The organism is Myxococcus sp. NMCA1, assembly GCF_026810205.1.
Classification (GTDB): Bacteria; Myxococcota; Myxococcia; order Myxococcales; family Myxococcaceae; genus Myxococcus; species Myxococcus xanthus_A.
Window position 1 is genome coordinate 121,439 of sequence record NZ_CP113950.1, and the last position, 21,817, is coordinate 143,255.

The 21,817-nt window shown below is 72.3% G+C and carries 12 protein-coding genes; 3 read left to right on the plus strand and 9 right to left on the minus strand.

Features of this window, described 5'->3' with window-relative positions:
• Positions 1-29: 29 nt before the first annotated feature.
• The gene (locus OZ403_RS00540; RefSeq protein ID WP_268783225.1) at positions 30-947 is read right to left on the minus strand and encodes a hypothetical protein; all 918 of its coding nucleotides are present in this window, start codon (positions 945-947) and stop codon (positions 30-32) included.
• A gap of 80 nt (positions 948-1,027) precedes the next feature.
• On the opposite strand from OZ403_RS00540, the gene OZ403_RS00545 reads away from it, so the two are divergent.
• A complete protein-coding gene (locus tag OZ403_RS00545; protein WP_140786602.1) occupies positions 1,028-1,678 on the plus strand; it encodes a hypothetical protein in 651 nt (216 codons plus the stop codon).
• A complete protein-coding gene (gene lnt / locus OZ403_RS00550; protein ID WP_140786603.1) occupies positions 1,675-3,312 on the plus strand; it encodes an apolipoprotein N-acyltransferase in 1,638 nt (545 codons plus the stop codon). Before OZ403_RS00545 ends, lnt begins: the two co-directional genes overlap by 4 nt.
• Before the next feature lie 139 nt (positions 3,313-3,451).
• Here lnt and OZ403_RS00555 read toward each other — a convergent pair whose 3' ends face one another.
• Complete coding sequence (locus tag OZ403_RS00555; RefSeq protein WP_268783226.1) at positions 3,452-4,333, minus strand: hypothetical protein; 882 nt, start codon at positions 4,331-4,333, stop codon at positions 3,452-3,454.
• 51 nt (positions 4,334-4,384) lie between these two features.
• Entirely contained in the window at positions 4,385-5,908 is a 1,524-nt protein-coding gene (locus OZ403_RS00560) for a GMC oxidoreductase (RefSeq protein WP_140786604.1), read from the minus strand.
• A 151-nt stretch (positions 5,909-6,059) separates the two neighbouring features.
• On the opposite strand from OZ403_RS00560, the gene OZ403_RS00565 reads away from it, so the two are divergent.
• Positions 6,060-6,926 carry an alpha/beta hydrolase gene (locus OZ403_RS00565; RefSeq protein WP_268783227.1) on the plus strand — a complete coding sequence of 289 codons (867 nt, stop codon included), beginning with the start codon at positions 6,060-6,062 and terminating at the stop codon, positions 6,924-6,926.
• A 3-nt stretch (positions 6,927-6,929) separates the two neighbouring features.
• Here the strand turns inward: OZ403_RS00565 and OZ403_RS00570 are convergent, their stop codons facing one another.
• The 6 genes from OZ403_RS00570 to OZ403_RS00595 all read right to left on the minus strand — a co-directional run bounded on the left by OZ403_RS00570 (position 6,930) and on the right by OZ403_RS00595 (position 21,768).
• Complete coding sequence (locus tag OZ403_RS00570; RefSeq protein WP_140786606.1) at positions 6,930-8,387, minus strand: reverse transcriptase family protein; 1,458 nt, start codon at positions 8,385-8,387, stop codon at positions 6,930-6,932.
• 400 nt (positions 8,388-8,787) lie between these two features.
• Entirely contained in the window at positions 8,788-10,641 is a 1,854-nt protein-coding gene (locus tag OZ403_RS00575) for an SWIM zinc finger family protein (RefSeq protein ID WP_140786607.1), read from the minus strand.
• Positions 10,638-17,174, minus strand: a complete 6,537-nt coding sequence (locus tag OZ403_RS00580; protein WP_268783228.1) for a HEAT repeat domain-containing protein — start codon at positions 17,172-17,174, stop codon at positions 10,638-10,640. Before OZ403_RS00580 ends, OZ403_RS00575 begins: the two co-directional genes overlap by 4 nt.
• Before the next feature lie 85 nt (positions 17,175-17,259).
• Positions 17,260-18,147 (minus strand): cupin domain-containing protein, encoded by an 888-nt coding sequence (locus OZ403_RS00585; protein ID WP_268783229.1) that lies wholly within the window; start codon positions 18,145-18,147, stop codon positions 17,260-17,262.
• A 15-nt stretch (positions 18,148-18,162) separates the two neighbouring features.
• Positions 18,163-20,895: a hypothetical protein gene (locus OZ403_RS00590; RefSeq protein ID WP_268783230.1), complete on the minus strand. Its 2,733-nt coding sequence runs from the start codon at positions 20,893-20,895 to the stop codon at positions 18,163-18,165.
• Positions 20,896-20,913: 18 nt separating this feature from the next.
• Positions 20,914-21,768: a phospholipid scramblase-related protein gene (locus OZ403_RS00595; RefSeq protein ID WP_268783231.1), complete on the minus strand. Its 855-nt coding sequence runs from the start codon at positions 21,766-21,768 to the stop codon at positions 20,914-20,916.
• Between the last annotated feature and the right edge of the window lie 49 nt (positions 21,769-21,817).

Here is a 21,817-nt window from a genome sequence, read left to right on the forward strand (position 1 = left end):
CTTGTCGTTTCCAGCGCCTGGCGCGCACGTCACATCATGAAGCGCGCGCCGATCAACCCCAGGGTGCCGACGTAGTAGACGAGCCAGCAGAACCACTCCGCCGCACGCCGCACGCCGCGCGCCCAGGCTGGCAGAAGCCACGCAGCCAGGAGCGACGCGCCCTCCGCGACGACGCGCCAGAAGCAGGCGAAGAGCAGCAGGCACAACGAGATGGGCGCGTAGTACCGGCCGAACGAACGCAGGTACGCGTCCAATCCGTACATCCTGTACTCACCCAGCGCGCCTCCAAACGAGATGACCTGGTACGAGTAGAAGAGGATGGCCGTGGGCACCAGCGGGAAGAACACGAACTTCACCAGCAGGTGGTACCAGCGCCGGCGCCACAGGGCATGGCGAGCCTGGGCGTAACGAACCAGCGTGTGGGATTGCGCGGCGCCCAGGGCTCCGTGCTGGCCCAGCGCGTTCAGCAGGGGCAGTGCGTCCTCCACCTCCAGCGCGTGGCTGAAAGCGTGGCCTGACCGCATCCGCAGCGCCAGGCCGGGGCCCGGGAGCGGCAGCCGCCAGGGGCGCACCGCGGCCACGGCTTCGAAGGGAATCTCCATCCGGGCGCCGCCGCGCAGCGTCAGGGTCCACTGGTGGGTGTCCACGCCCACGGTGGCCCGGCGGCTGCGGCGCAGCGCGGAGACGAACGCGAGCGGTAGCACGACTCGCAGCACCAGCCCGATGGCGATGGGCACGGGCTGCATCCGCTGGGTCCCTTCGGAAATTTCCATCCAGAGCTGCGCGGTGAAGTGGAGCAGGGCGCCCAGCGCGGCGAGCTGCGTCACCACCGCGAGCCCTCGCAGCCCGGGTGTCCAGGCGTGCACCGCGAAGCGAGCGGGCTCGGGCGTGGTGGCGGGTGGCGTGCCGCCAGGGGCATCGGTGACGAGAATGGACGAAGAGCTCATGAGGGTGAGCGGAAGGCGCTGTGTTTGCCTCGGAGGGAGTGGCTCCGTAGCATACGCAGCCCGGAGGTCTTCGCGCGAACATGAGGCCGCAGTCCCCTGCACCAAAGCGTCGCGTTGACAGCGACGGCGTCACGCACATCACGCCCGCTCGAACGGGGAAGGGTCTGGGCGCGTGGCTCGTGGGCGGCGCGTGTGTCTTCACGCTCGCGTGCATTGGCTTGAGTGTCTGGTGGGGCTCGACCGACATCGAGGTGGAAGCGCCGCCGCTCGCGGAGATGCCGCTGCCCCTTCCGTCTCCCACGCCCGAGGTGCGTGCCCGCGCGCCGCGGACACGACCGCCTCCCGTCACGGCTTCAGCTCCACAGCCTGGCCCCGAGCCTGTTCCCGAACTGGCCACCGATACCGACGTCCAGGAGCCGGCCATGGAATCCGAGCTGACGGGCATGCAGCTCTACCGGCCCGGGACGAAGCCCATCAAGAGGGGCCTCGTCGTCCCCGACGACTTCGAGCTGCCGCCCGGATACGTGCGTCATTTCCAGTACAAGGACTCGGGCGAGCTCGTGTCGGCCGTGTTGATGTTCCACCCCGACCATCAGCCCGTGGATGCGAACGGGCAGCCGGTTCCCAAGCCCGCAGACGGGCTGGTGCCCGAGGAGCTGGCCCCTCCGGGAATGCCTATCCAACGGTTGGAGCTGCCCGAGGGCGCGGAGAGTGGGGCGCCCTCGCCGTGACCGGTGTCCAGGTGGGGATGGGACGCGGGCGGCGCTTGGGTGCGGCGCTGCTCGGTGTCCTGGGGACGACCGTGCTGTTCGCGCTGTTCGGGCGGTTGGAGGCGCGCTGGTTGGTGCTCGGCTGGGTGGCGATGGTGCCCTGGCTCGCGGCGCTGGACCGGGCCCGCTCGGCGCGTGAGGCGCTGGGCCTGGGTGTCCTGCTCAGCGTGGCGTTCACCGCCGCCGTCTTTCATTGGTTCCCCGGCGCGCTCCAGGCGTACTCACGGGCGCCCACGGTGGTGGGTTGGGCGCTGTTCCTGCTGGTGGCGCCGCTGCTCCAGCTCCAGTTCCCCGCCGCCGCGCTGGCCCGGTACGCGGCGCGGCGTCTGGCGCGGGAGGGGCAGGGCTGGTTGCCGCCCCTGGTGGGGACGCTCGCGTACGTGGGAGTGGAGGGCATCACGCCCAAGCTCTTCGCGGACACGCTGGGGCACGGCCTCTACGCCTCCGAGTGGCAGCGCCAGGGCGCGGACGTCGCGGGTGCGCCTGGGCTCACGCTGGTGCTGCTGCTGGGCAATGAGTGCGTGCTCGCGGCGCTTCGCCGGGCACGGCGGCAGGGTGGGCGTTCCGCTTGGCGGCCCATGGCGGGGCTCGCGGCGCTGGTGCTCGTGTTGTCGGGGTATGGCGCCTTCCGGCATGCACAGGTGCGCGAGGCAACCCGGCGTGAGGGCGGGCTGGTGGTGGGTGCGGTGCAGGCGAACATCACCCGCTATGAGAAGCTGAAGGCGGAGATGGGGGCCTACCAGGTCGTGCGGATGGTGCTCGACACGCACTACGCGATGTCGGACGCGCTGCTGCGCGACGGACCGGTGGACCTGCTGGTGTGGCCGGAGACGGTGTACCCCACGCCCTTTGGGACGCCTCGCAGCGAGACGGGCGCGAAGCTGGACGCGGAGATTGCCGGCTACGTCTCCGAGCGCGGCGTGCCGCTCGTTTTCGGCGCCTATGACCTGGAGGGCGAGCGTGAGTTCAACGCGGCCATGTTCCTGGGGCCGTCGTCACCTGGAGGCTCGCTCGAGCGCGCCGCGTACCGCAAGACGATGCTCTTCCCGCTGACGGAGTGGGTGCCGGACGCCATCGATACCCCCACGCTTCGCGAGTGGCTGCCGTGGACGGGACGCTGGAAGCGAGGGCCCGGGCCTCGGGCGGTGAGCTTCACGCTGCGCGACGGACGCCAGCTCCGGGTGGCGCCGCTCATCTGCTACGAGACGATCTTCCCTGAGTATGTCGCGCAGGGCGTGCGGCAGGGCGCGGAGCTGCTGCTCACGCTGTCCAATGACTCGTGGTTCACCGGCACGCCCGCGCCCCGGCTGCACCTGATGCACGCGGCCTTCCGCAGCATCGAGACACGGCGGCCACAGGTCCGGGTGACGAACTCGGGTGTGACCGCGCTCATCGACAGCACGGGCGCGGTGGTGGCCGAGGTGGACGACAACCAGCGCGCGGGCCTCACCATGCGCGTGCCGGAGACGGCCGCGCTGACGACGCTCGCGCTGGCATGGGGTGACTGGCTGAGCCCATTGGCGCTGGTGTCAGCGGTGGTGGGCCTCGCGGGCGCGGTACTGGCGCGGCGGAGGGCTCGGCCCCGAGGGGCTTGAGGCTGTCGCGGGGATGCTCCGTGCCACCGGCACACGGGCTCATGCGGTGCACGGTGGCCACGAGCCGCTACCGCGTTCGGGGGTGCGGCGCGCCCAGCCGTGCGAGCCACTGCGAGAAGGACTCGAAGTCCGGCGTTCATCACCCAATGGATTGCGAATCGAGGCGCGCGCCCCGCATGGCGCGCACCGAGCGCGTGAGGCTTTCGATGGAGACCGTATGGCCGCGCTGAGCCAACCGCTCGGCGAGCACCGCCATCGATGCGTCATCGCCAAGTGCCATGAGCTCGCGGCAGGGAGGGTCGCTCGCCAGCCACGCGAGCGCTTCGCGTGTCGCGAGTCCCTTGCTTCCGCGCAGCCGATTCTCGACCTCGGGCCGCAGCGCTGAGCGCCCTTCATTCGCGAGCGCCATCGCCCGGCCAAAATCGAGGTCGCCGCGTTCATCGAAAGCGGCGGGTTCGAACATCTCCTCGAACGTCGCGTGGTCGTGGATGTCCGGGGCGAATTCGCGCCAACCGGTCGACCCACACACCAGCGTCCGCCGGCACCGGTCCGCGTCGATGCTCGTGTTGCCGTCGAGCAACACGAGCGCGGCTTCGCACGAGCGCGCCCAGAGCACCGCGCCGCCGTCGCCCCACGTTCCGCTCACGATGCCGAGCCCACCGCCGACGACCAGGTCGCCCTCGATTCCGACGCGCGCGCTCGCGGCGAAGCGCACGTTCCTCGCGCGCACGTCGCCGGTCACAATCAGCGTGCTCGTCAGGTAATCGTCGGTCGTGCACACCAGGTCGCCGCGCGTCTCGAGGTCACCGTCGACGATGACAGCCCAGGGGCCGGGCCCGCTTTCGAGCGTGTCGTCGAGGCGCAGGCCTGCGTTGACGATGCGCGGCACGACGATGCCGTTGGTCTCCGGGTCGTTGAGTTGCTCGGTCTCGAGGAACGAGGCGAGCCAGCTCGCCCCAGCAAATCGCCTCGCGACCTCCGCGAACGTCGTCTCTTCACCGAGCTCGTCGACTTGAATCATCGCGAGCACGCTAAGGCATGCAGCGCCGGAGCCGCAACGCTCGCCACCACGTCACAGCCGCCCGGCCTTGAACTCCTCCACGATGTGAGCACTGGCACGCACGGCGATGGCCATCATCGTCAGCGTGGGGTTCTGCGGTCCCTGGGACGGGAAGCAGGCACCGTCGTTGATGAAGAGGTTGGGCACGTCCCAGCTCTGGTTGTGGGGATTGAGCACCGACGTCTTCGGGTCCGTGCCCATGCGCGCCGTGCCCACTTCGTGGATGGCCATGCCCGGCGTGGACAACGTGGCGTTGGCCTTCTCCACGGTGAAGCCGGCCGCCTCCATCATCTCCTTGCAGGCCGCCACCGCGTCCTCGGCCATCTTCAGCTCGTTGGCCGAATGCCGGCATTCGATGTGCGCGGCGGGGATGCCCCAGCGGTCCTTCACCGTCGGGCTGAGCGTCACGCGATTCTCCGCGCGCGGCACCATCTCCCCGAAGGGCACGAAGTGGCAGTTGTCTCCAAAGGTGAAGACCTGCACGCCGTAGCCGCGCGCGAAGTCCTGCTCTTTCGTGGCCACGTTGCGGAACTGGGGGATGTACGCCCAGCTATGCTCCTGCCGCTGGGCTTCGGGAGGCAGGTTCATCTTCGCCTCGATGCCCAGCATGTACGTGTGGTCCATCAGGTTGCGGCCCAGCTGCCCCGACGAGTTCGCCAGTCCGTCCGGGAACGCACTGCTGCGCGAGTGCAGCAGCAGGCGGGTGGACTCAATCGCGCCCGCCGCCAGCACCACCACCCGCGCGTGGGCCTCGTAGGACTTGCCCGACCTCGCGTCGAGGTAGTGCACCCCCGTGGCGCGCCCTGTCGCCGCGTCGTACAGCACCTGGTCCACCACCGCGTTCGTGCGCAGCGCGAGCCGGCCCGTCTTCAACGCGGCGGGCATCGTCACGGGCGCTCCCGCCGTGCGGCGGACGATGACGCGGCGCTCGGGCCAGCGGCGCTCCACCTGTTCCTTCAGGCGCTGCTCCGCGGGCGTCATGGTGATGGCACCCGCGAAGACGGAGTCCGGCAGCATGTCCAGGCCATCCGCGTTGCCGTGGATGCCCATCCACCGCTCCACCGTCTCGTAGTGCGGCGCCAGGTCCGCCAGCGTCAGCGGCCAGTCCGGCCCCTGCCCATCCTGCGTGCCTGCTTTGAAGTTGAAGTCAGACAGCCGGTAGAACTGGCGCCCGTGCGCCTTCACCGACGTGCGCCCGCCCACCTGCCGCGCACGAATCCACGTGAAGGGCTGGTCCTCTGGCGTGGTGTAGGGATTGTCCACGTCGTCGACGAAGGCGTGCGGGTGGAAGGGCCACGCGAAGGTGGTGCTCTGCACCGACTGGCGCACCTTGCGCTGGTCGTCCGTCTCCGCCAGGTAGCCGAAGGATTGGCGCATGCGGTGGAGCATCCACAGCATCCGGTCCGCGCCCATGCCTCGGCCCGCTTCGAGCACCAGGACACGCAAGCCTGCTTCCGTCAGCTGCTTGGCCGTCCAGCCGCCGCAAGCGCCACCACCCACCACCACCACGTCGAACATCGTCCTGGATGTGCCCACAGGTTTCCTGGCGCGACAGTGCCGTCTTTGATGGCACTGTGAGTTGTCTACACGGAGTGTAAGCTGCTCAGTACGTGGTGGAGCAACGTGGGTCCCGTCTGCACGCCTGGGGTTCAAACACCCCAGCTTCCTTCAACGAGGTCCAACGAAGATGAAGTGGCGGTGGCTGCTGGGTGGAGCGCTCTCGCTGGGGCTGCTGGCCGCGCTGGCGGTGTTTGGTAGAGCGCTGCGTCATTCAGAGGCCTACTTCCACTACCCACGTCCCAAGGCCGAGCGCCCCGCTGACTTCGCCGAGGCAAAGGACGTCTCGCTTCAGACGTCGGACGGGCTGACGCTGCGGGGCTGGTACGTGCCGTCCCAGAACCGCGCCGCCGTGGTGCTGGCGCACGGCCTGTCCCAGACGCGCGCGGACCTGCTGCCCGAAGCGCGAATCCTGCGGGCCGCGGGCTATGGCGTGCTGCTCTTCGACCTGCGCGCCCACGGTGAAAGCGAGGGCGATTTCTCCACCTGGGGAGACCTGGAGCGCCGGGACGTGCGGGCCGCGCTGGACTTCGTGCGCGCCCAGCCGGATGTGGACCCGGAGCGGGTAGGGGCGCTCGGCTTCTCGATTGGTTCCGCCGCGGTGGCGGAGGTGGCGGCGGAGGACCCGGCGGTGCGCGCCGTGGTGTTGCTGTCCCCGTTCAACACGCTGTGGCTGGCCGCCGCGTATGACTTCCGCCGCTTCGGCTTCGTGTCGCAATGCGGGGCGCTGGTTCCCTTCTGGCGGCGCGGCATCGCCCTGGAAGAGGTGCGCACCATCGACGCGGTGGAGCGCATCCGCCCCCGGCCGCTGCTCATCGTCATGGGGACGGAGGAGTCAGGACAGCCGCTCGCCGACGAGCTCTTCGCCAAGGTGCGTGAGTACGCCCAGACGTGGCGCATCCAGGGCGCCGGACACGGGAACTTCAGCGCCACCGAGCCGGAGGCGTACCCCCAGCGGTTGAAGGCGTTCCTCGACGCGGCGTTGCTCGCGCGCTGAGCGTCACTCCGCCTGCGGAGCCGCGCTCGCCGTGGACTCCAGCTCCGTGAGCTGCGCCAGGAAGGCGCGGCCCTTGGCCGGGTCCGTCATGTGGATGAAGGCGGCCATGCCCTTGAGCTGCTCCAGCGACTCGCCCTCGCGGCCCGGCTTGCCCTTCTTCCGGTTGTGGATGGCGGCGCGCAGCTGGCGCACCACGTCGCGCGGGACTCGGGCCGCCGGCGCGTCCTTGCCCGCCGCATTCACCACCAGCCCCGTCACCCGCTGCCGCGTGCCCTTGCGCGCCACGCGCGTCTTGTCCGGGTGCACGCGGAAGCCCTCCGCCTCCACCACTTCCTGCACGCGCGACAGCAGCACCGCCACCGGGGGACGCTGCGTCCGCCGCGCCTTGGGCTGCTTCGCCTTCGTCCACGAGAAGGTCAGGTCGTCCGCGTAGCGCGTGTACGTGAAGCCCAGCCGCTTCGCGAGCGCGGACAGCCGCTTGTCCAGCTTCAGGCACAGCGCGTTGGTGATGCCCGGCGACGTGGGCGCACCCTGGGGCAGCGCGCGCGGGCCCTTGGCCACGTGCAGCAGCTTGCCCCGGAACTGCACCGCCTCACGCGGCGCTTCCGTGGAGAGCAGCGACAGCAGCGTGGACGTGCCCTCCGGCAGGCCGCCCTTGCGCAACAGGCCCTTCACCCGGCGCCAGGTGACGGAGGGGAAGAAGTCCTTGAGGTCCACCTTCACCACCACGTCCGCGCCCTGGTGGGCCAGCGCGTTGGTGAGGATGGAGCGTCCCGCCACGAAGCCATGCGCCGCGCCGTGCACCGGCAGCCGCTCCACGACGTTGGACAGCACCCAGCGCTGTGCTTCCTTCAGCTCCGGCTTGGGCGACGTAATCGTGCGCTTGCCGCCGTCCCGCTTCGGAATCGTCCAGCTCACGTAGTGCGTGGCCGTGTCCACCTCGCGGTGGAACGCGAACCAGCGCAGCTTGGACACGCTCAGCCCCAGCGCCTTGGCCAGCGCCTCCGCCGAGTCCAGCTCCGTCAGGCCGTTGGCCCGGGCGCGCTCCTCGCGGTGGGGCACGTCGAACGCGTCTGCAGGGCGGTCCTCCACCCAGTGCACGCCCGCGCCCAGGTGGCCCACGTGCGTGGCCTTCCATGCCTCGTGCGCCTGACGCTTCAGCGCGCGGCGCTCGGTGGCCTCGGCCTTCTTCTTCTCCTTCCAGGCCTTCTTGTCCTTCTCGGAGGCGCTGGAGAAGTCCAGGTCCTCCACCGCGAGGCCCTTGGAGACGAGTTGCGCCTGCACCCAGTCGTCGGCGCCGCCCGCTTCGTCGATGGCCTTCGCGCGGACGAGCAGCGCTTCGTGCGCGAGCCGGCGGGCTTCACGCTTCGCGGCCGCGTCTGGCGACGGAGCGGTGGGTTCGGGCGTGGGCACGGCCTGCGGCGAAGCTGCGGGGACGAACGGGTCCAGCCTGGCGGTCATGTCTGCACCTTGGGCGGGCGCGGCGATGGAGGACGGGACATGGCGCGAGCAGTCGAGGGAGGCCGGGAAAGCACCACCATCTTACCTGGGGCACGGTAGCCTCACCGGCTCTCCCCTCCTAGGCACTACGGCCGGGGTGGGTAAACGGCGGTCGCGTCGTTGGCTCCGCTACCCACCCTGGCCGTAGTGCCTAGGAGGGAGAGAGCCAAGAACAGGCTACCTTGCGGAGAGTGTCCTGCATTTCAACCGGAGCGGCGCAACGCCGCTCCCGCGCTCGAGGCGCTCAGGCTGATGCACTCCGGACCTCTCTCGGCTGCTCGCGCGTGAAGCGCACGTCGTCGTCTCTTCGTCGCACCTGTCCTGCCGGCCGCTCGTGGCGGCCGGGCCGTGGTTGAAGGGTTTACACCAATGCCGAGGCCGCGTCGATGTAGCCGTCAGCCGCCAGCTTCTCCAGGCGCGCGAAGTACGCTCCGCGCGCTTCCGCATCCGAGTCGAACCAGAGCCGCTGGTGACGCGGCGTGCCCGTGCGCGGGCCCCACTCCACCGCCACCACCTGACCATCCAGGGAAACCCGGTACACCGTCTCCAGTCCGCTCTCCGCGTCGCGTCGCACGTAGGAACGCGTCTCCGCGCGGATGAGCTTGCGGCCCTCGGGCGTCTGCCGCAGCGCCTCTTCCTCCGCGCGGCGGCGCGCGTAGGCCAGCCGCAGCGCCAGCAGGTGCTCGCAGGGGCCTTCCCGCAGACCGGAGCGCCGGTGGTGCGGGCACCCGCAGCTGGCGTCCTTCACGCGGCCTTCCAAGTCCAACGTGAAGCTGGGGAAGAAGCTGCGCAGGGCCTCGCGGTCCACCACCTCGCCGTGGATGCGGATGCCCTCGCCCACCACGTCGTGCACCTTGGTCAGCTTCACCTCGCCCGCGCCCGGAGCGCCGTCGCCACCCAGCAGGCGGTGCGCTCGCGCTTCCAGCTCGTTGCCGTAGCGGATGACGGCGGCGTCCACCGGCGTGGGCATCAGCTCGCGCGGACGGTACTGGCCGCGCGCCACATCGAAGAGGATGCGCCCGCGCAGGCACTCCAGCTGGAGCGCCGCGCGCACGGACTCCTTGGGCGCGCCGGCGCTGGCGGCGAGCGTGTCGAAGGGCAGGGGGCCTTCGGTCCGCAGCCGGTTGCGAAGCTGCTCCGCCAATCCGTCCGGCACCGCGCGGGGCATCAGCACGTCGAAGGCCGCGGCGGAGGACCAGCCGCTCTCCGTCCATCCCGTGAGGCCCAGCGTGAGCGTGGCCGCGCCCATGTCGATGACCCAGAACACCGGCAGGCCGGGGCCCATCAGCTGTACTCGCACGGACTTCGCGTGGGGCAGCAGGCGCGCGAGCGCGGCCAGCCGCTGACGGCCGAAGGTGCGCACCACCGCGGGCGCGGTGCCGTTGTACGTGCTGCCGTGGCACTCCAGCACCAGCTCCCACGGCTCCAGCACCAGCCGGGGCGGGGCGCCGGGCACCAGCTCGAAGCGCAGCGCGCGGGGGGCCTTCTTCGCCTTGCGAGCGCGCAGGGCGAAGAGGAGGTTGTAGAGGTCGATGGGCGCCAGCTCGCAGGTGCTCGCGGGCAGCGTGGCGGCGGACTGCACCTGGAGGAAGCCGCGCAGCCAGGCGTGGGGCACCTCCACGTTGCGCGGAGCGCGGGCCGGCTGCGAGGCCGGCGTGGCCAGCGCGACGTGCGCCTCCAGGGAGACGGGCACGTAGGTGCGCAGCCGGTCCACGCGGGCGGGCAGCTCCGGTGGCACGTCCAGGAAGGTGGAGCCGTGCGCGGCCTCGCGGCCCTCGAAGAGGCGGTTGTCGAAGGACAGCCGGGCGTAGGCGCTCTCGTCGCGGGAGAAGACCTCCAGGGACACGCTGTCCGGGTCCACCGTGAGCACGGGGTCCAGCACCGCGTCCTGCTTCTTCTCTCCGTCCAGCGCGTTGTCCAGGAACGCCTTCTGCGCCTCCCAGATGAGCGCGCTGGCCCGCTTGCCCTGCTTCATCAGGTAGGCGAGGTACGCGGTGCGGTCCTTGCCCCGGTAGCGCAGGTCGCTGGCGAGGATGCCGAAGGTGGCGGCCAGCGCGTCGCGGAAGAGGGCGGCGTCGGTGACGCGGCCGCTCACGCCCACGGTGCCGCGCGAGCCCTCCAGGGCCAGGCGGACGCGGGAGCCGTCCGTGCCGGACTCGACGTCGCTCGCGGTGGCGTAGCGCAGCTCGACGGGGTGTCGGGTGGCGGTCGTCACGACGGGTTACCTTCCTTCCGGTTCCGGGCGCGCTCAGCGGCGCGGCGTGCTCGTTTATGGGCGCGCCAGGCGGCCTTGCGCAGCTCCACGGTTTGCGACTTGTCGAAGGCGGCCTCGTGCAGCAGCTTCGCCGCGTCGTCTCCGCCCAGGCGGCCCAGCGCGGCCCACGCGTCCTGCCGCGTCTCCGGCTTCGCGTCGGTGGCCAGGGACTTCAGGGGCTCCAGCGCGTGGGCACCCAGCAGCGTCGGCACCGACAGCCGGCGACCCTCGGAGGTGGCCAGCAGCTCCCGCGTCGTCCGGGCACCCATGGGGCCGAGGGCCACCGCGTCGAAGGGCTTCACTTCCAGGGCCCATGCGGTGGCGCGCTCGGGGGCGAGCTTCGCCAGCGCATCCGCCGCCGCCGCCCGCACCCGCGCGTCCGGGTCCACCAGCGACTTGCGCAGCGTGTCCGCCGCGGCGGCGCGCTCCTTCTCGTTCGTCAGCACGGCCGCCGGGGCCTGTCCGGTGAGCGTCAGCGAGCCCCCCGGCGTACCCAGCCTGCCCAGGGCGCGCGCGGCCTCCTGGCGCACGGTGCCCGGAGCCGCCGTCTCTCCACCCTGGAGGAGGGTGCGCGCGGAGTCGGCCATGCCCGCGGTGCCCAGACGGGAGCCCGCCCACAGCAGCCGCTCCCAGGCGCCTTCCAGCACGGCGCGCCTGGACGGCGCGGCGGAGGTCCAGTCCGTGGCCGTGCGGCGCTCGGCCGTCACCAGCGCGCGGGACAGCGCGGCCAGGTCCACCGTGCCGGGCTCGCGGGCCTCACCCGTCCAGGTACCCACCAGCAGCGCGGCCTCCTCGCGGGCCTCCGGCTTGTCGTGGCCCAGCAGCGCCACCACTTCCGGCAGGGGCAGGGCGCCCCGGCGTGCGAGCCCGCGCCGCAGGCGCAGCCGCAGCGTCACGTTGTCCAGCGTGGCCAGCCGGGGCACCAGCAGCGCCGGGTCGCCTTCGTTGGCCAGGTAGGCCGCGGCGGGCGCGGAGATGTCCGGGTAGCGGCTGGCCACCGCGTGGAACTCCACCCGCGTGCGCTCGGTGGGGAACAGCACGTCGAGCGCCTTGCGCGCCTCCTTGCGCAGGTCCTGCTGGGGCGCGTCCAGCGCGGCGGCCAGGGCCGTCTCCGCGGCGGTGTCCTTGAGCTTCCCCAGCTCCTGGGCCGCGGTCAGCTGCACCGGCAGCGCCGTGCTCGTGTCGCCGAGCAGCGCCTCGATTTTCACGCGGGCGCGCTCCCCGCCGATGGCGCGCAGGCCCTTCACGCCGGCCTGCTGCAGCTCCAGCGTGGCGCCCTCCACCGCGGCGGCCTCCACCTTCTCCTCGGCGCGGCGGCGCTCCTCGCCGTCCGGCAGCTTCGCGGCGAGCCGGCCCAGGCCCTCGATGGCGGCCGACACCATGCTCGGCTCCACGGGCGCTTCCGCCGTGCCGCCCGCGGCCACCGTCTCCAACTCGGCCAGGGCGCGCGCGTCACCCAGCGTGCCCAGGGCCAGCAGGGCCCGTTCGCGCTGGCCGTCCTCGCCCGCGCGGGCGTACAGCATCAGGGGCCGCAGCGCGCTGGCGCCGCCCTTGAAGGCCACGCCTTCCGCGGCCGGCAGCATCAGGTCGCGCGAGCCGCCGCGCAGCACCGCCTCCAGCGGCTCCGCCGGGGCGCCGTGCTCGATGACGCGCTTCGCGTAGGCCTCCACGGCCGCGCCGCTCACTGCGGGGAAGCGGTCCGTGAAGAGGCTGACCAGCAGCTCCGACTGGCCGGCCTCCGCGCCGTGCTCCAGGTGCCGCAGGGCCTCCAGCCGCACGGCGACGTCGAAGCTCTTCACGGCCTGCCGCAGGAACGACACGGCCAGCTTCATGTCGCGCTTCTTCACGTCGCTGCCGGCCACCGTCATGGCCGCGGTGACACACTCGCTGCGAATGACGCCCTCTGCGTCCGTCTGGCACTGGCGGGCCAGCACCTCCAGCGCCTCGGGCCGGCGCGTGTTGCCCAGGGCCGTCACCAGCCGCTTGCGCTCATGGGAGTCCTGGGCCGCGGGCAGCCGGGCGGCCAGCGCGGCCACCGCGGCGGGCGTGGCCAGCCGGGCCAGGGCCTCCGTGGCGCGCTTCGCGGCGCTCGCGTTCTCCGCGCGCAGGAAGGTGGCGAGCACCTCCACCGCGCGGTCATCGCCACGCCACGCCAGCAGCTCCGAGGCGCGCAGACGCAGGTCCTCGTGCTCGCTGGCCATGGCGCGTCCCAGCGCCTCGGTGACGCGCGAGTCGTTGGCGCCCGCCAGCCGCTCGATGACGCCCACGCGGAGGTCGGCGTGCTCGCTGCCCAGCGCGGCCAGCAGCGGCTCCAGGCTGCCGGGCGGGCTGAGCTTCTCCAGCAGCTCGAAGGCGTAGCGGCGCACGTCCGTCAGCGGCGAGTTCAGCGCGGCGGTGATGCGCGGCTTCGCGGCGTCACCCCGCGTGGCCAGCTCATCCAGCGCCGCGCGCGCCACGTCCGGCGCCAGCGAGGCCAGGGCCAGCGCCAGCGGCTCATCGCTTCCGGCGGGGAAGAGCTCCTTCAGCCCGGCCAGCGCGGCCTTGCGCACCAGTTGGTGAGGGTCTTCCAGGGCGCGCAGCAGGGCGGCCACGGCGGCGGGCGTGCCGGCGAAGCCCTCCTGCGTGAGCTTCACCACGCGGTCCACCGCGTCGCGACGCACGCGGTGGCTCTCATCGTCGCCCGTGGACACCTGCCGCAGCAGGCCGACGTAGGCACCGAAGGCCAACCGGCGCAGGTGCTGCCGCTCGGCCTGGGCGGAGGCCTCGGGCGAGGCGGCGGGGGCATCCGTCTTCACGGCGGAGAAGATGCGCCGCAGCCAGTTCTTCGCGGGCGTGGCCTGCACAGGCGAACTGGTGGGCGCCGTCTCCGGCTTCCATGGCGCATCCAGCGTGCTCGGCCGCGCCACCTTCTTGGCGTGGCGGAAGTACTCCAGCGGCTTGTCGCGCAGCAGCAGCACCTGGGCCGCCGCGTAGCGCTGCTCGGGCTGGAGGCTGGACAGGGCCTCCGCGAGCCCGACGACGTACTTCACGCGCTCCTCTTCGGCCGGCCAGTCCTTCATGTCGGCCACCTTCTCCGGCCGAGGCGGCAGCAGGGCTTCCACCAACTGGGCACGCGCCGCGTCCGGCTCCGTGCGCAGCTCCAGCGCGCGGGCGGCCGCGTAGCGGACCTCCGGCCTGCCACTGGAGAGGGCGCTGGTGAGCAGGTCGGGCGGTTCGCCCCGGCGGCTGGCGCGCAAATCACGGGCGAGGACGATGGCGAACACCATCTCCTGCACCTCGCGGGCGCGGTCCTCCAGGCCGTGCAGCAGGCCGCCGTCGCCCTCCGGGCCCAGGGCCGCGAAGGAGAGGATGGCGCCCAGCCGGATGGGGAGGTGGTCGTGGCGCAGGTTGCCGGTGAGCACCGGCAGGGCGCGCACGTCACCCAGGCGGGACAGGCCGTCCGCGGCCCAGGAGCGCACCGCCACGTTGGCGTGGCTCAGCGCGTCCAGCAGGAAGCCTTCGTCGCCCCGGCGAGCGGCGGTGGCGAGCCCGCGACCGCCCTGCTCCTGGAGGTCGCCCAGCTCGTGCGGCAGCAGCACGGTGGCGAAGAAGGTCAGCAGGCGCCGCGAGCCCAGTGACGCCAGGGCCCGCGCGGCGCGAATGCGCAGCGGCACCAGGAAGGCTGGAGGGTAGAGCCGCTCCAGGTCCTTGTCGGTGATGAACGCGCGCATCGGCTCGATGATGTCTTCGGCGCCACGCGGAGCCAGCAGCTCCACCGCGCGCACGCGCACCGGCAGCGGCGCCGCGGAGAGCCCGGCCAGCAGGGGCCCGTTCTCGTTGGGCACCAGCTTGTCCAGCGCCTCCAGCGCGGCCACGGCGACGGGGACTTCCTCGTCCTGGACGCGCTTGAGCAGCGGCGAGCGCAGGGGCTCGATGGGGGCGTTGATGGCGCCCTTCGCGGCGTGCTCCCGCAGCGGCGCGTGCGTGGTGGCGAGCGCCGCGAGGTGGGCCTCCGCGTGCTCCTTGCCCACGTGCTTCACCCACGCGTCATACGCGGCGGTGGCCACGCTGGTGTCGCGGTCCTCCACGGCCTTCTTCAGCCGCTCCAGCGCCCAGCCCTCGGCGGCGCGCTGTGCCAGCACCTCCACCGCCCGGTGGCGCAGGTCGGGGAAGCGGCCCGCCAGCGCGCGGTCCAGCGCCTTCTCCGGCGCCTTCTCGTTCCAGGCCCACAGCGTGCGGAAGGCCTCGCCGCGCACCTTGCTGGATTCGTCCTCCAGCGCATCGCCCAGCAGCGGCTCCGCGCCCGGCGTCGCCGCGCCCAGCTTCACCAGCCGGTCCAGGCCGCGCACGCGCACGTCCTCGTGGCCCGAGCGAAGGGCGGCCTCCGCCGACGCCAGCGGCGCGTCCGCGTCCAGCGCCACCACCGCGTCCAGCGCGGCGGCACGCACGTCCGCGTTCTCGTCGTCCAGCATCCACACCAGCCGCTCGCGAGCGCGCGCGTCCTGGAGTGCCTGGAGGGAGGAGGCAGCCACCCGGCGGATGGCGGCGTCCGGCTCGCGGGAGAGCTGGAGCAGCGCGCCCAGCGCCCGTGCGTCGCCCAGCTGTGCCAGGCCGCGAGCGCCGCGCACGGCCGTGTCCGGCGTGCGGCAGGCCATGGCGGCCAGCAGCGGCTCCAGGTCGCTCTCGGTGATGGCCGCGCCCGTGGTGCCCTGCGCGGGCATCGCATCGCGTCCGGCCTGGAGCTCCGCGTCGGTGATGGGCGGATTGCCCGCGACGCCCTGCGCACGGCGCGCGCGCTGGACCAGCCAGCGGGAGACTTCCTTGGTGCCCCGGCCGAAGTCCTCGTCACGCGACTCCAGCGCGTGGGACAGCGCCCGGCGCTCCATGACGCGCACGGTGAAGGCCGCGCGGCGAACGCCGGGGTCCGCGTCATCCAACGCGCGGGCCACCAGGGCCTGCAGCTGCGCGTGGCCGAGCAGCCCGCCCGCCGCGGCGCGGATGAGCACCTCCACCTTGAGCAGGGAGGGGCCGCGCTCGAAGGCGGTGCGCAGCGGCTCGGCGCCGTCGCCTGGCACCACCTGGGTGAGCGCGTCCAGCGCGGCCAGTCCGACCGTGCCCTGGTTGTCCGCGAGCTGGCCGGCGATGAGGCCCGGCACCAGCGGGGACGTGCCTCCCAGCTTCGCCAGCAGCTCCAGGCCCAGCACGCGCACTTCCGGGTGCTGCGAGCCCAGCGCCGCGCGCGGCGCGGACAGCGGGGCCTCAGGCTCCAGCGCGACGAGCGCGTCCAGCGCGGCCTTGCGCACCATCGGATGCGAGTCGTCCAGCCGCTCGCGCAGCTTGGGGCGCGCGGCGGTGCGGCCCTTGTCCGCCAGCTCGCGCACGGCGAGCCGCCGGACCTCCGCGTCCTTTTCCGAGGACAGCACCTGGAAGAGGAAGTCCAGCGCCTCCGTCTCCTCCAGCGCGGCGGCCTCGCGCACCGCGGCTTCGCGGCGGGGACGGCCGGCCTTGAGTGACTCCGTCAGCAGGTCGATGCCGTGCTGGGACGTGTCGTGGTCGCCCGCGGGCGAGCCGTCCACCGCGAGGCCGAAGCGGTGCGTGCGGCGGTCATCCCCGCCCGTGAAGACGGAGCCCAGGGACGTCTTCGCCAGCCGCGGATTGGCCGGCGGCGCGAAGGCGAGCGCCTGCACGGGCTTGCCCCCCGCGTCGAGCGAGCGCGGCTTGCGGCGAACGTCCAGGCGCCAGACCTTGACCTGGCCGTCGCTGCCCGAGGACCACACGCGGTCGCCGGGCTCTTCCTCCCCCGGCTTGGCGGTGGCCGTGGGCGGGAAGAGCAGGGCGAGCACCGGGCCGGCATGGCCGGTGTCCTTCTCGCCGCGGACCTCTAACTCCACCGCGCCTACGAGGTACCAGATGCGCAGCTTGCCGTCGTCACCGGCGGACACCAGCCGGCCGTCGCGTGGCGTGAAGGCGAGCGCGCGCACGGCGCCTTCGTGGCCGGCCATGTCGCGCTGCGCGCCGGTGGCCACGGTGAAGACGCGCACCACGCCGTCGTCACCCGCGCCCGCCGCGTAGGTGCCGGAGGGGTCCACGGCCACCGCGCGCAGGGGTTGGGTGGACGCCTTCCACTCGTGCATCTTGCGCGTGGACTCCCAGTCCCAGGCGCGCACGACGCCGTCCGCGCCCGCGCTGAAGAGGAGCGTGCCATCCGCGCTGGAGGCCAGCGCCGTGACGCCGCCGGGGTGCACGTCATTGAGCTGGAACTGCACCTGCCCCTCGGACAGCGTGCCGATGCGCACCGTGCCATCCGCGCCGGCCGCGGCCCACTGTCCACCGGACAGGGCGAGCGCGTTCACCGCGGAGGGCAGCTCCGTGCTCCACAGCACCTTGTTGGTGCCCGGCTCGAACGCGGTGAGGCGGCTGGCGGTGGATGCGCGAGCGCCGCCCACCAGCAGCAGGCGCGCATTGGCCGCGAGTGCGCGGACCTTCTCGATGTTGCCGATGGCGAGTACGGGCATCACGCTCCTCAGTGGCTGCTCTTCTTAGCACCAGCGCCCTCAATAGAAGAGCGCGCAGTGAAGGGGTTCACGGTGCCGCGCGCCGTCAGCGCCCGTTGCCCCGGATTCCCGTGGAGCGCAGATAGAACCGGGCCGTCTGCGCGAGGAAGCGCAGGGGGTAGCCGGGGTCGGCGAGCTGGCGCTGGAGTTCACCGCCCAGCTCCGACAGCAACGTCCGCAGCAGCGCCAGTTTGCTCGGGTCGTCCAGCGTGGAGGCACGCCCCAGCGAGGGCATCCGCCGCCGCCACACAGGGCTGCTGGCCAGCGCGGCCCTCACCCCGTCGAGGAGGTCCAGGAGCGTGGGCGGCATCAGGCCGATGGAGATGGACAGCGCCTCCTCGGTTGCCTGCGCCATGTGCCAGTACCCGCCCGGGATGTAGATGAAGTCCCCGGCGCCCAGCGAGTGCGTCTCCACGGGTGTCTTCTCCTGCGCCGCCAGGGAGCCGCTGGGCACGGACTCCGGCAGGGGCACGGGGTGGAGCGTGTTCTCCCTCAGCAGGTAGTCCTTGCGGCCCGCCGTCTGGAGGATGAACACCTCCTCCGGGTCGCAGTGCCAGCCGAAGCCGTGGTGCCCCGCGGGTGTGCAGTAGATGTGCAGGTTGATGCGGCCGTGCAGCTCCGCGCTGAAGGCGCGCGCCAGCTGGGCCAGGTCTGGGTGGTGCAGGTCCGGCTGCCGCAGCGCGAGCGTGTAGCCCTGCGCGAACAGCTCCCGCGCCGCCTTCGCCGTCGTGGGCCTGCCTCCCGGGTAGGGCACACCCTGGCGCGCGAGCAGCACGTCGCAGGCCGTCTCCTCGACGAGGAAGTCGATGGTCTCCCACGTCCCCAGGCGCTGGAGGCGCTCCGCGGCGGAAGCGCCGGTGAAGGGACGCCGCTGGTAGTGCTCCTGGAGGAAGCGCTCCCGCGGAAAGCCATTCAGCAGTTCATCGAGCAGCATGGGCGTTCAATCTGCTCAGGCGCTGCCGAGTTGCGCATCCGGGTGCGCGGCCCGCAGCTGCACCAGCGAGGCGAGGCAGCTCTGCCATTCCCCCTTGGCCAGCGAGCCAGTGAACTCCTCCAGCACCGGTGCCACCACGCGGGCGAAGGCCGCGTCGTCCAGGCCCAGGTCGCGCACCAGCTCGATGACGCGGCGCTTGGCCACGCTGGCGGACAGGCGCTTCTGCACCTCGCCCTCGCGGGCCTCCTTGGCGCGGCCCGGCGGCAGGCCGAAGAGCATCTTCCGCAGGAAGGTGCGCAGCGCGTCCACGTTGGCGAAGCGCTCCGTGCCACTGGCGGCCGGGGCCTCCTTGGCGCCCGCGGGCTTCCACCCCTCCGGCAGGTGCGTGGGCCGGTGCTTCTCCCAGAGGAGGCGCACCGCGAACAGGCCCACCTCGCGGTCCGCGCTCTGCATCAGCCACGCGAGCCGCTCGGCGCCGCCCAGCCGCGTGTAGTGCCGGCGGATGAGCTCCACCGCGACCTCGCGCGTGCTGCGCTTGGTGCTCTCCGTGAGGGAGAACACCTTCACCGGGTCCAACTCCTCCGGCTGGAGCGTGTGCCGGGCGTCCGCGCCTTCCTCGCCCGCGCGCAGCAGGGCGTCATAGGCCAGGTTGCGGACCTCCTTCGCCTCGGCGTCGGCCAGCTCGTACACGCGCGTGTGCCAACCCCAGGCGCGCAGCTCCGCGCGGGCAATGGCCAGGGCGAAGCGGCGCACGTCGTCCCGCGAATCGGTGAGCGCGGGCCACAGCAGCTCCGGCGTGTACGCCTTGCGCGGCGCGCGGGGCTTGAGGTTGTAGGACTTCGACTCCGGCTGCTCCGGCCCGATGACGGGGTGGTGGCAGCGCAGGTACGTCTGCGCGAAGGCGCGCACGGGCACCGGCTGCTTCGCGCCCAGGGCCAGCTCGAAGAGGCGCTCCAGGCCGGCGGCCGCGTCACCCGAGTCGCTGAAGTCCGCGGGGGCCACGTTCTCCAGCAGGTAGCGGTGCGCGAAGCCGTGCAGCTCCGGGTCGGCGCGGCGGGCCAGCGCCAGCAGCCAGGGCACGGTGAGCTGGCGCGCGGTGAACAGCTTGCGGTTGCCCAGCAGCCCCAGCGCCACGCCCCGGTACTTCGCGCTGAAGACGCGCGCCTTCACCTGCTCCACGTCCAGCCCGGGCAGGCTGTCCGCGCGCATGAGCGCCTGGGTCGCCATGTTGCCGATGCGAGGATGGGCGGCCTTCTCCAGCAGCCACTCCGGGCCAATGGCCGCGGCCGGGTAGGCCGACAGCGCCCGCATCGCCAGGCCTTCCACGGGGTGGGGCTTCTTCTGCAGCCGCGGGTCGTCCAGCAGCGCCTTCCAGAAGTCCGTGGGCAGCTCGGTGGCGCCGTACTTGGAGCTGATGAAGCCCTTCACCCAGTTGAGCTGCTCACCAGTGCCCAGGTACATGTCGCGCAGGAAGTCCGCGGGCAGCTCCGCCCGGTCGAACGACTGCGCCAGCGCGCCCGCCGCGAAGCTCGACGTGGCCTTGTGCTGCAGGAGCCGCCCCAGCAGCGCCACGCCCAGCTCGCGCGGGTTGCGCTTCTCCAACGTGGCCGCGGCGTAGGACTTCACGTCCGGGGCGCCCTGGGCCACCAGCTCCTCCAGGCGCTCCGCCGGCAGGTCCTGCGCGTGGGCGCGGGCGTACTCGATGGCGTAGGCGCGGGCCTTGGTGCTGGGGGACAGGAGCAGCGCCAGCACCGCCTCGTGCAGGCCGAGCTCGCGCAGCCGTCCCTGGTGGAACTCGGGCGAGCCTTGCAGCGTCTCCACCAGGAAGTCGTGCGCGCTGCCCAGCGGCCGGCGGGCGAGCCGGTCCAACCACGCGGGCGTCACCTTGCGCAGCGCCTCCGGGAAGTCCTTGCGCAGTCCCTGGATGGCGAAGCTGGCGGCGGGGTCCGACTCACACACGTCCAGCAGGCGCATCAGCGCGTCCGGCGAGCGCTTCCACGCGTCCGGGAAGGCGCGGTGCTTCACCATGTCGCCCGGCGGTGGCATGGCGAAGGAGTCCTGCGAGTACTTGCCGCTGCCGTGCGCCCAGATGTGGTGGGCCACCCAGACGCCGTACCAGGAGGTGTCCGGCGCGTAGTGACGCAGCACCTCCACCGCGAACTGCGGGTAGAGCTCCGGAACGGCGGCGCCCAGGTGGCGCAGGTAGCGCCACGCGCGGCGGCGCAGGTAGGTGAGGGTGCCGCCGGAGACTTCACGGCTGGCGCTGGGGCGGTGGCGCTCCACGTCGAAGCGCCAGGCGAGCACGCCGAACAGCTCCGCGTCGTGGTTGGCCTCCGCCAGCTTGTAGATGCGCTTGAGTCCGCCCCACAGGCCGAAGCGCAGGTCCGCGCGGCGGGCGATGTCCATCAGCGCCGCCCGCGAGGCCTGGGTGCCGCGCTGGTAGAGCGCCACCAGCAGGTCGGCCAGGGCCAAGCGGGGAGGGCGGGGCACGTCCTGCTGCGCCAGGTAGCGCTGCCACGCCTCGGAGGAGGCCTGACGCCGCCCGTCCGACTCGTAGTGCGCCCGGGCCTGGGTGAGCGTCCGGAGGAGCGCGTCGAAGGTGAAGGCATCCTTCGGCAGCGGCTTCTCCGGCGTCTGCTCCGGCTGCTCGAGCAGGGCGAGGACGGCATCGGCCAGGTCAGGGGACTCGGCGCGGACCAGCCGCTCCAGGTCTGCCGCGCTCAGCGCATCGCTCGTGGACGTGGACATGGAGGGGGATTTACCACGCTACTTCTTCCAGAACATCAACGCGTCGAACAGGTCCAGCCCCGGGCCCAGGGCGCCGCGGGGGCTGTTGTTCTCGAAGTACGTCAGGTCGACGAGCAGGGCGACGGCCAGCACCAGCTGCCGCAGCCGGAAGTCGGTGCACTGGGGCTGGAAGTCGAGGGTGAAGGTGTCCGCGGCGGAGAAGCTCTCCTGGAGGAAGCCACTCCAGCGTTTGCGGACCACGGCCACTTCCACGTCATTCTGGAAGATGCGGAAGGTCCAGGGTCTGAAGAGCGGGCCCTTCACGGTGGCGATGACGGCGCCGCCGGGCGTGACGATGTCCAGCCGGCGTCCCAGCAGGGTGAAGCGCTGCTGGATGCGCGCCATCAGCCGGCCGTCCCAGGCCAGGATGTCCGCCTTCGTGAGGAGGATGCTCCAGGGGCGCTCCACCACGAGCGCCACGATGCCGCCCAGCGTCATGCACTCCATCCGGGCCTTGTAGAAGGGCGAGAAGGTCCGCCGGAGCATGGCGCCGAAGCCACGGGCCTCCTCCTCCACGTACAGCGCGACGCGCCCCGTGTCGTCGCACACCTCGTAGCGGTTGCGCGTCTGGGCGCCGAAGATGATCTCCAGGCCCTCGCGCATCTGCCTCATGCGCAGCGCGGGCGTCTCCATCATCCCCTGAAGCGACAGGCGCAGCTCGGTGCTCATGTGGCGCGGGTCACCCGGGAGCCCCTTTCCCGCGCCGGACGGCACCTCGACCTCGGAGAGCGGTTCCAAGGCCGCGCTGGAGGGCGCCTCCGGCTGACGGGGGGCGCGGCCACGCCAGTCCAGCTCCAGCTCGGTCGTGTCCGTCAGGGGGCGCTTGTCGCTCATCCGCTTCACTCTAGGCGTGGGCCGGGCTTCCCGATAATCCCACTCCCGC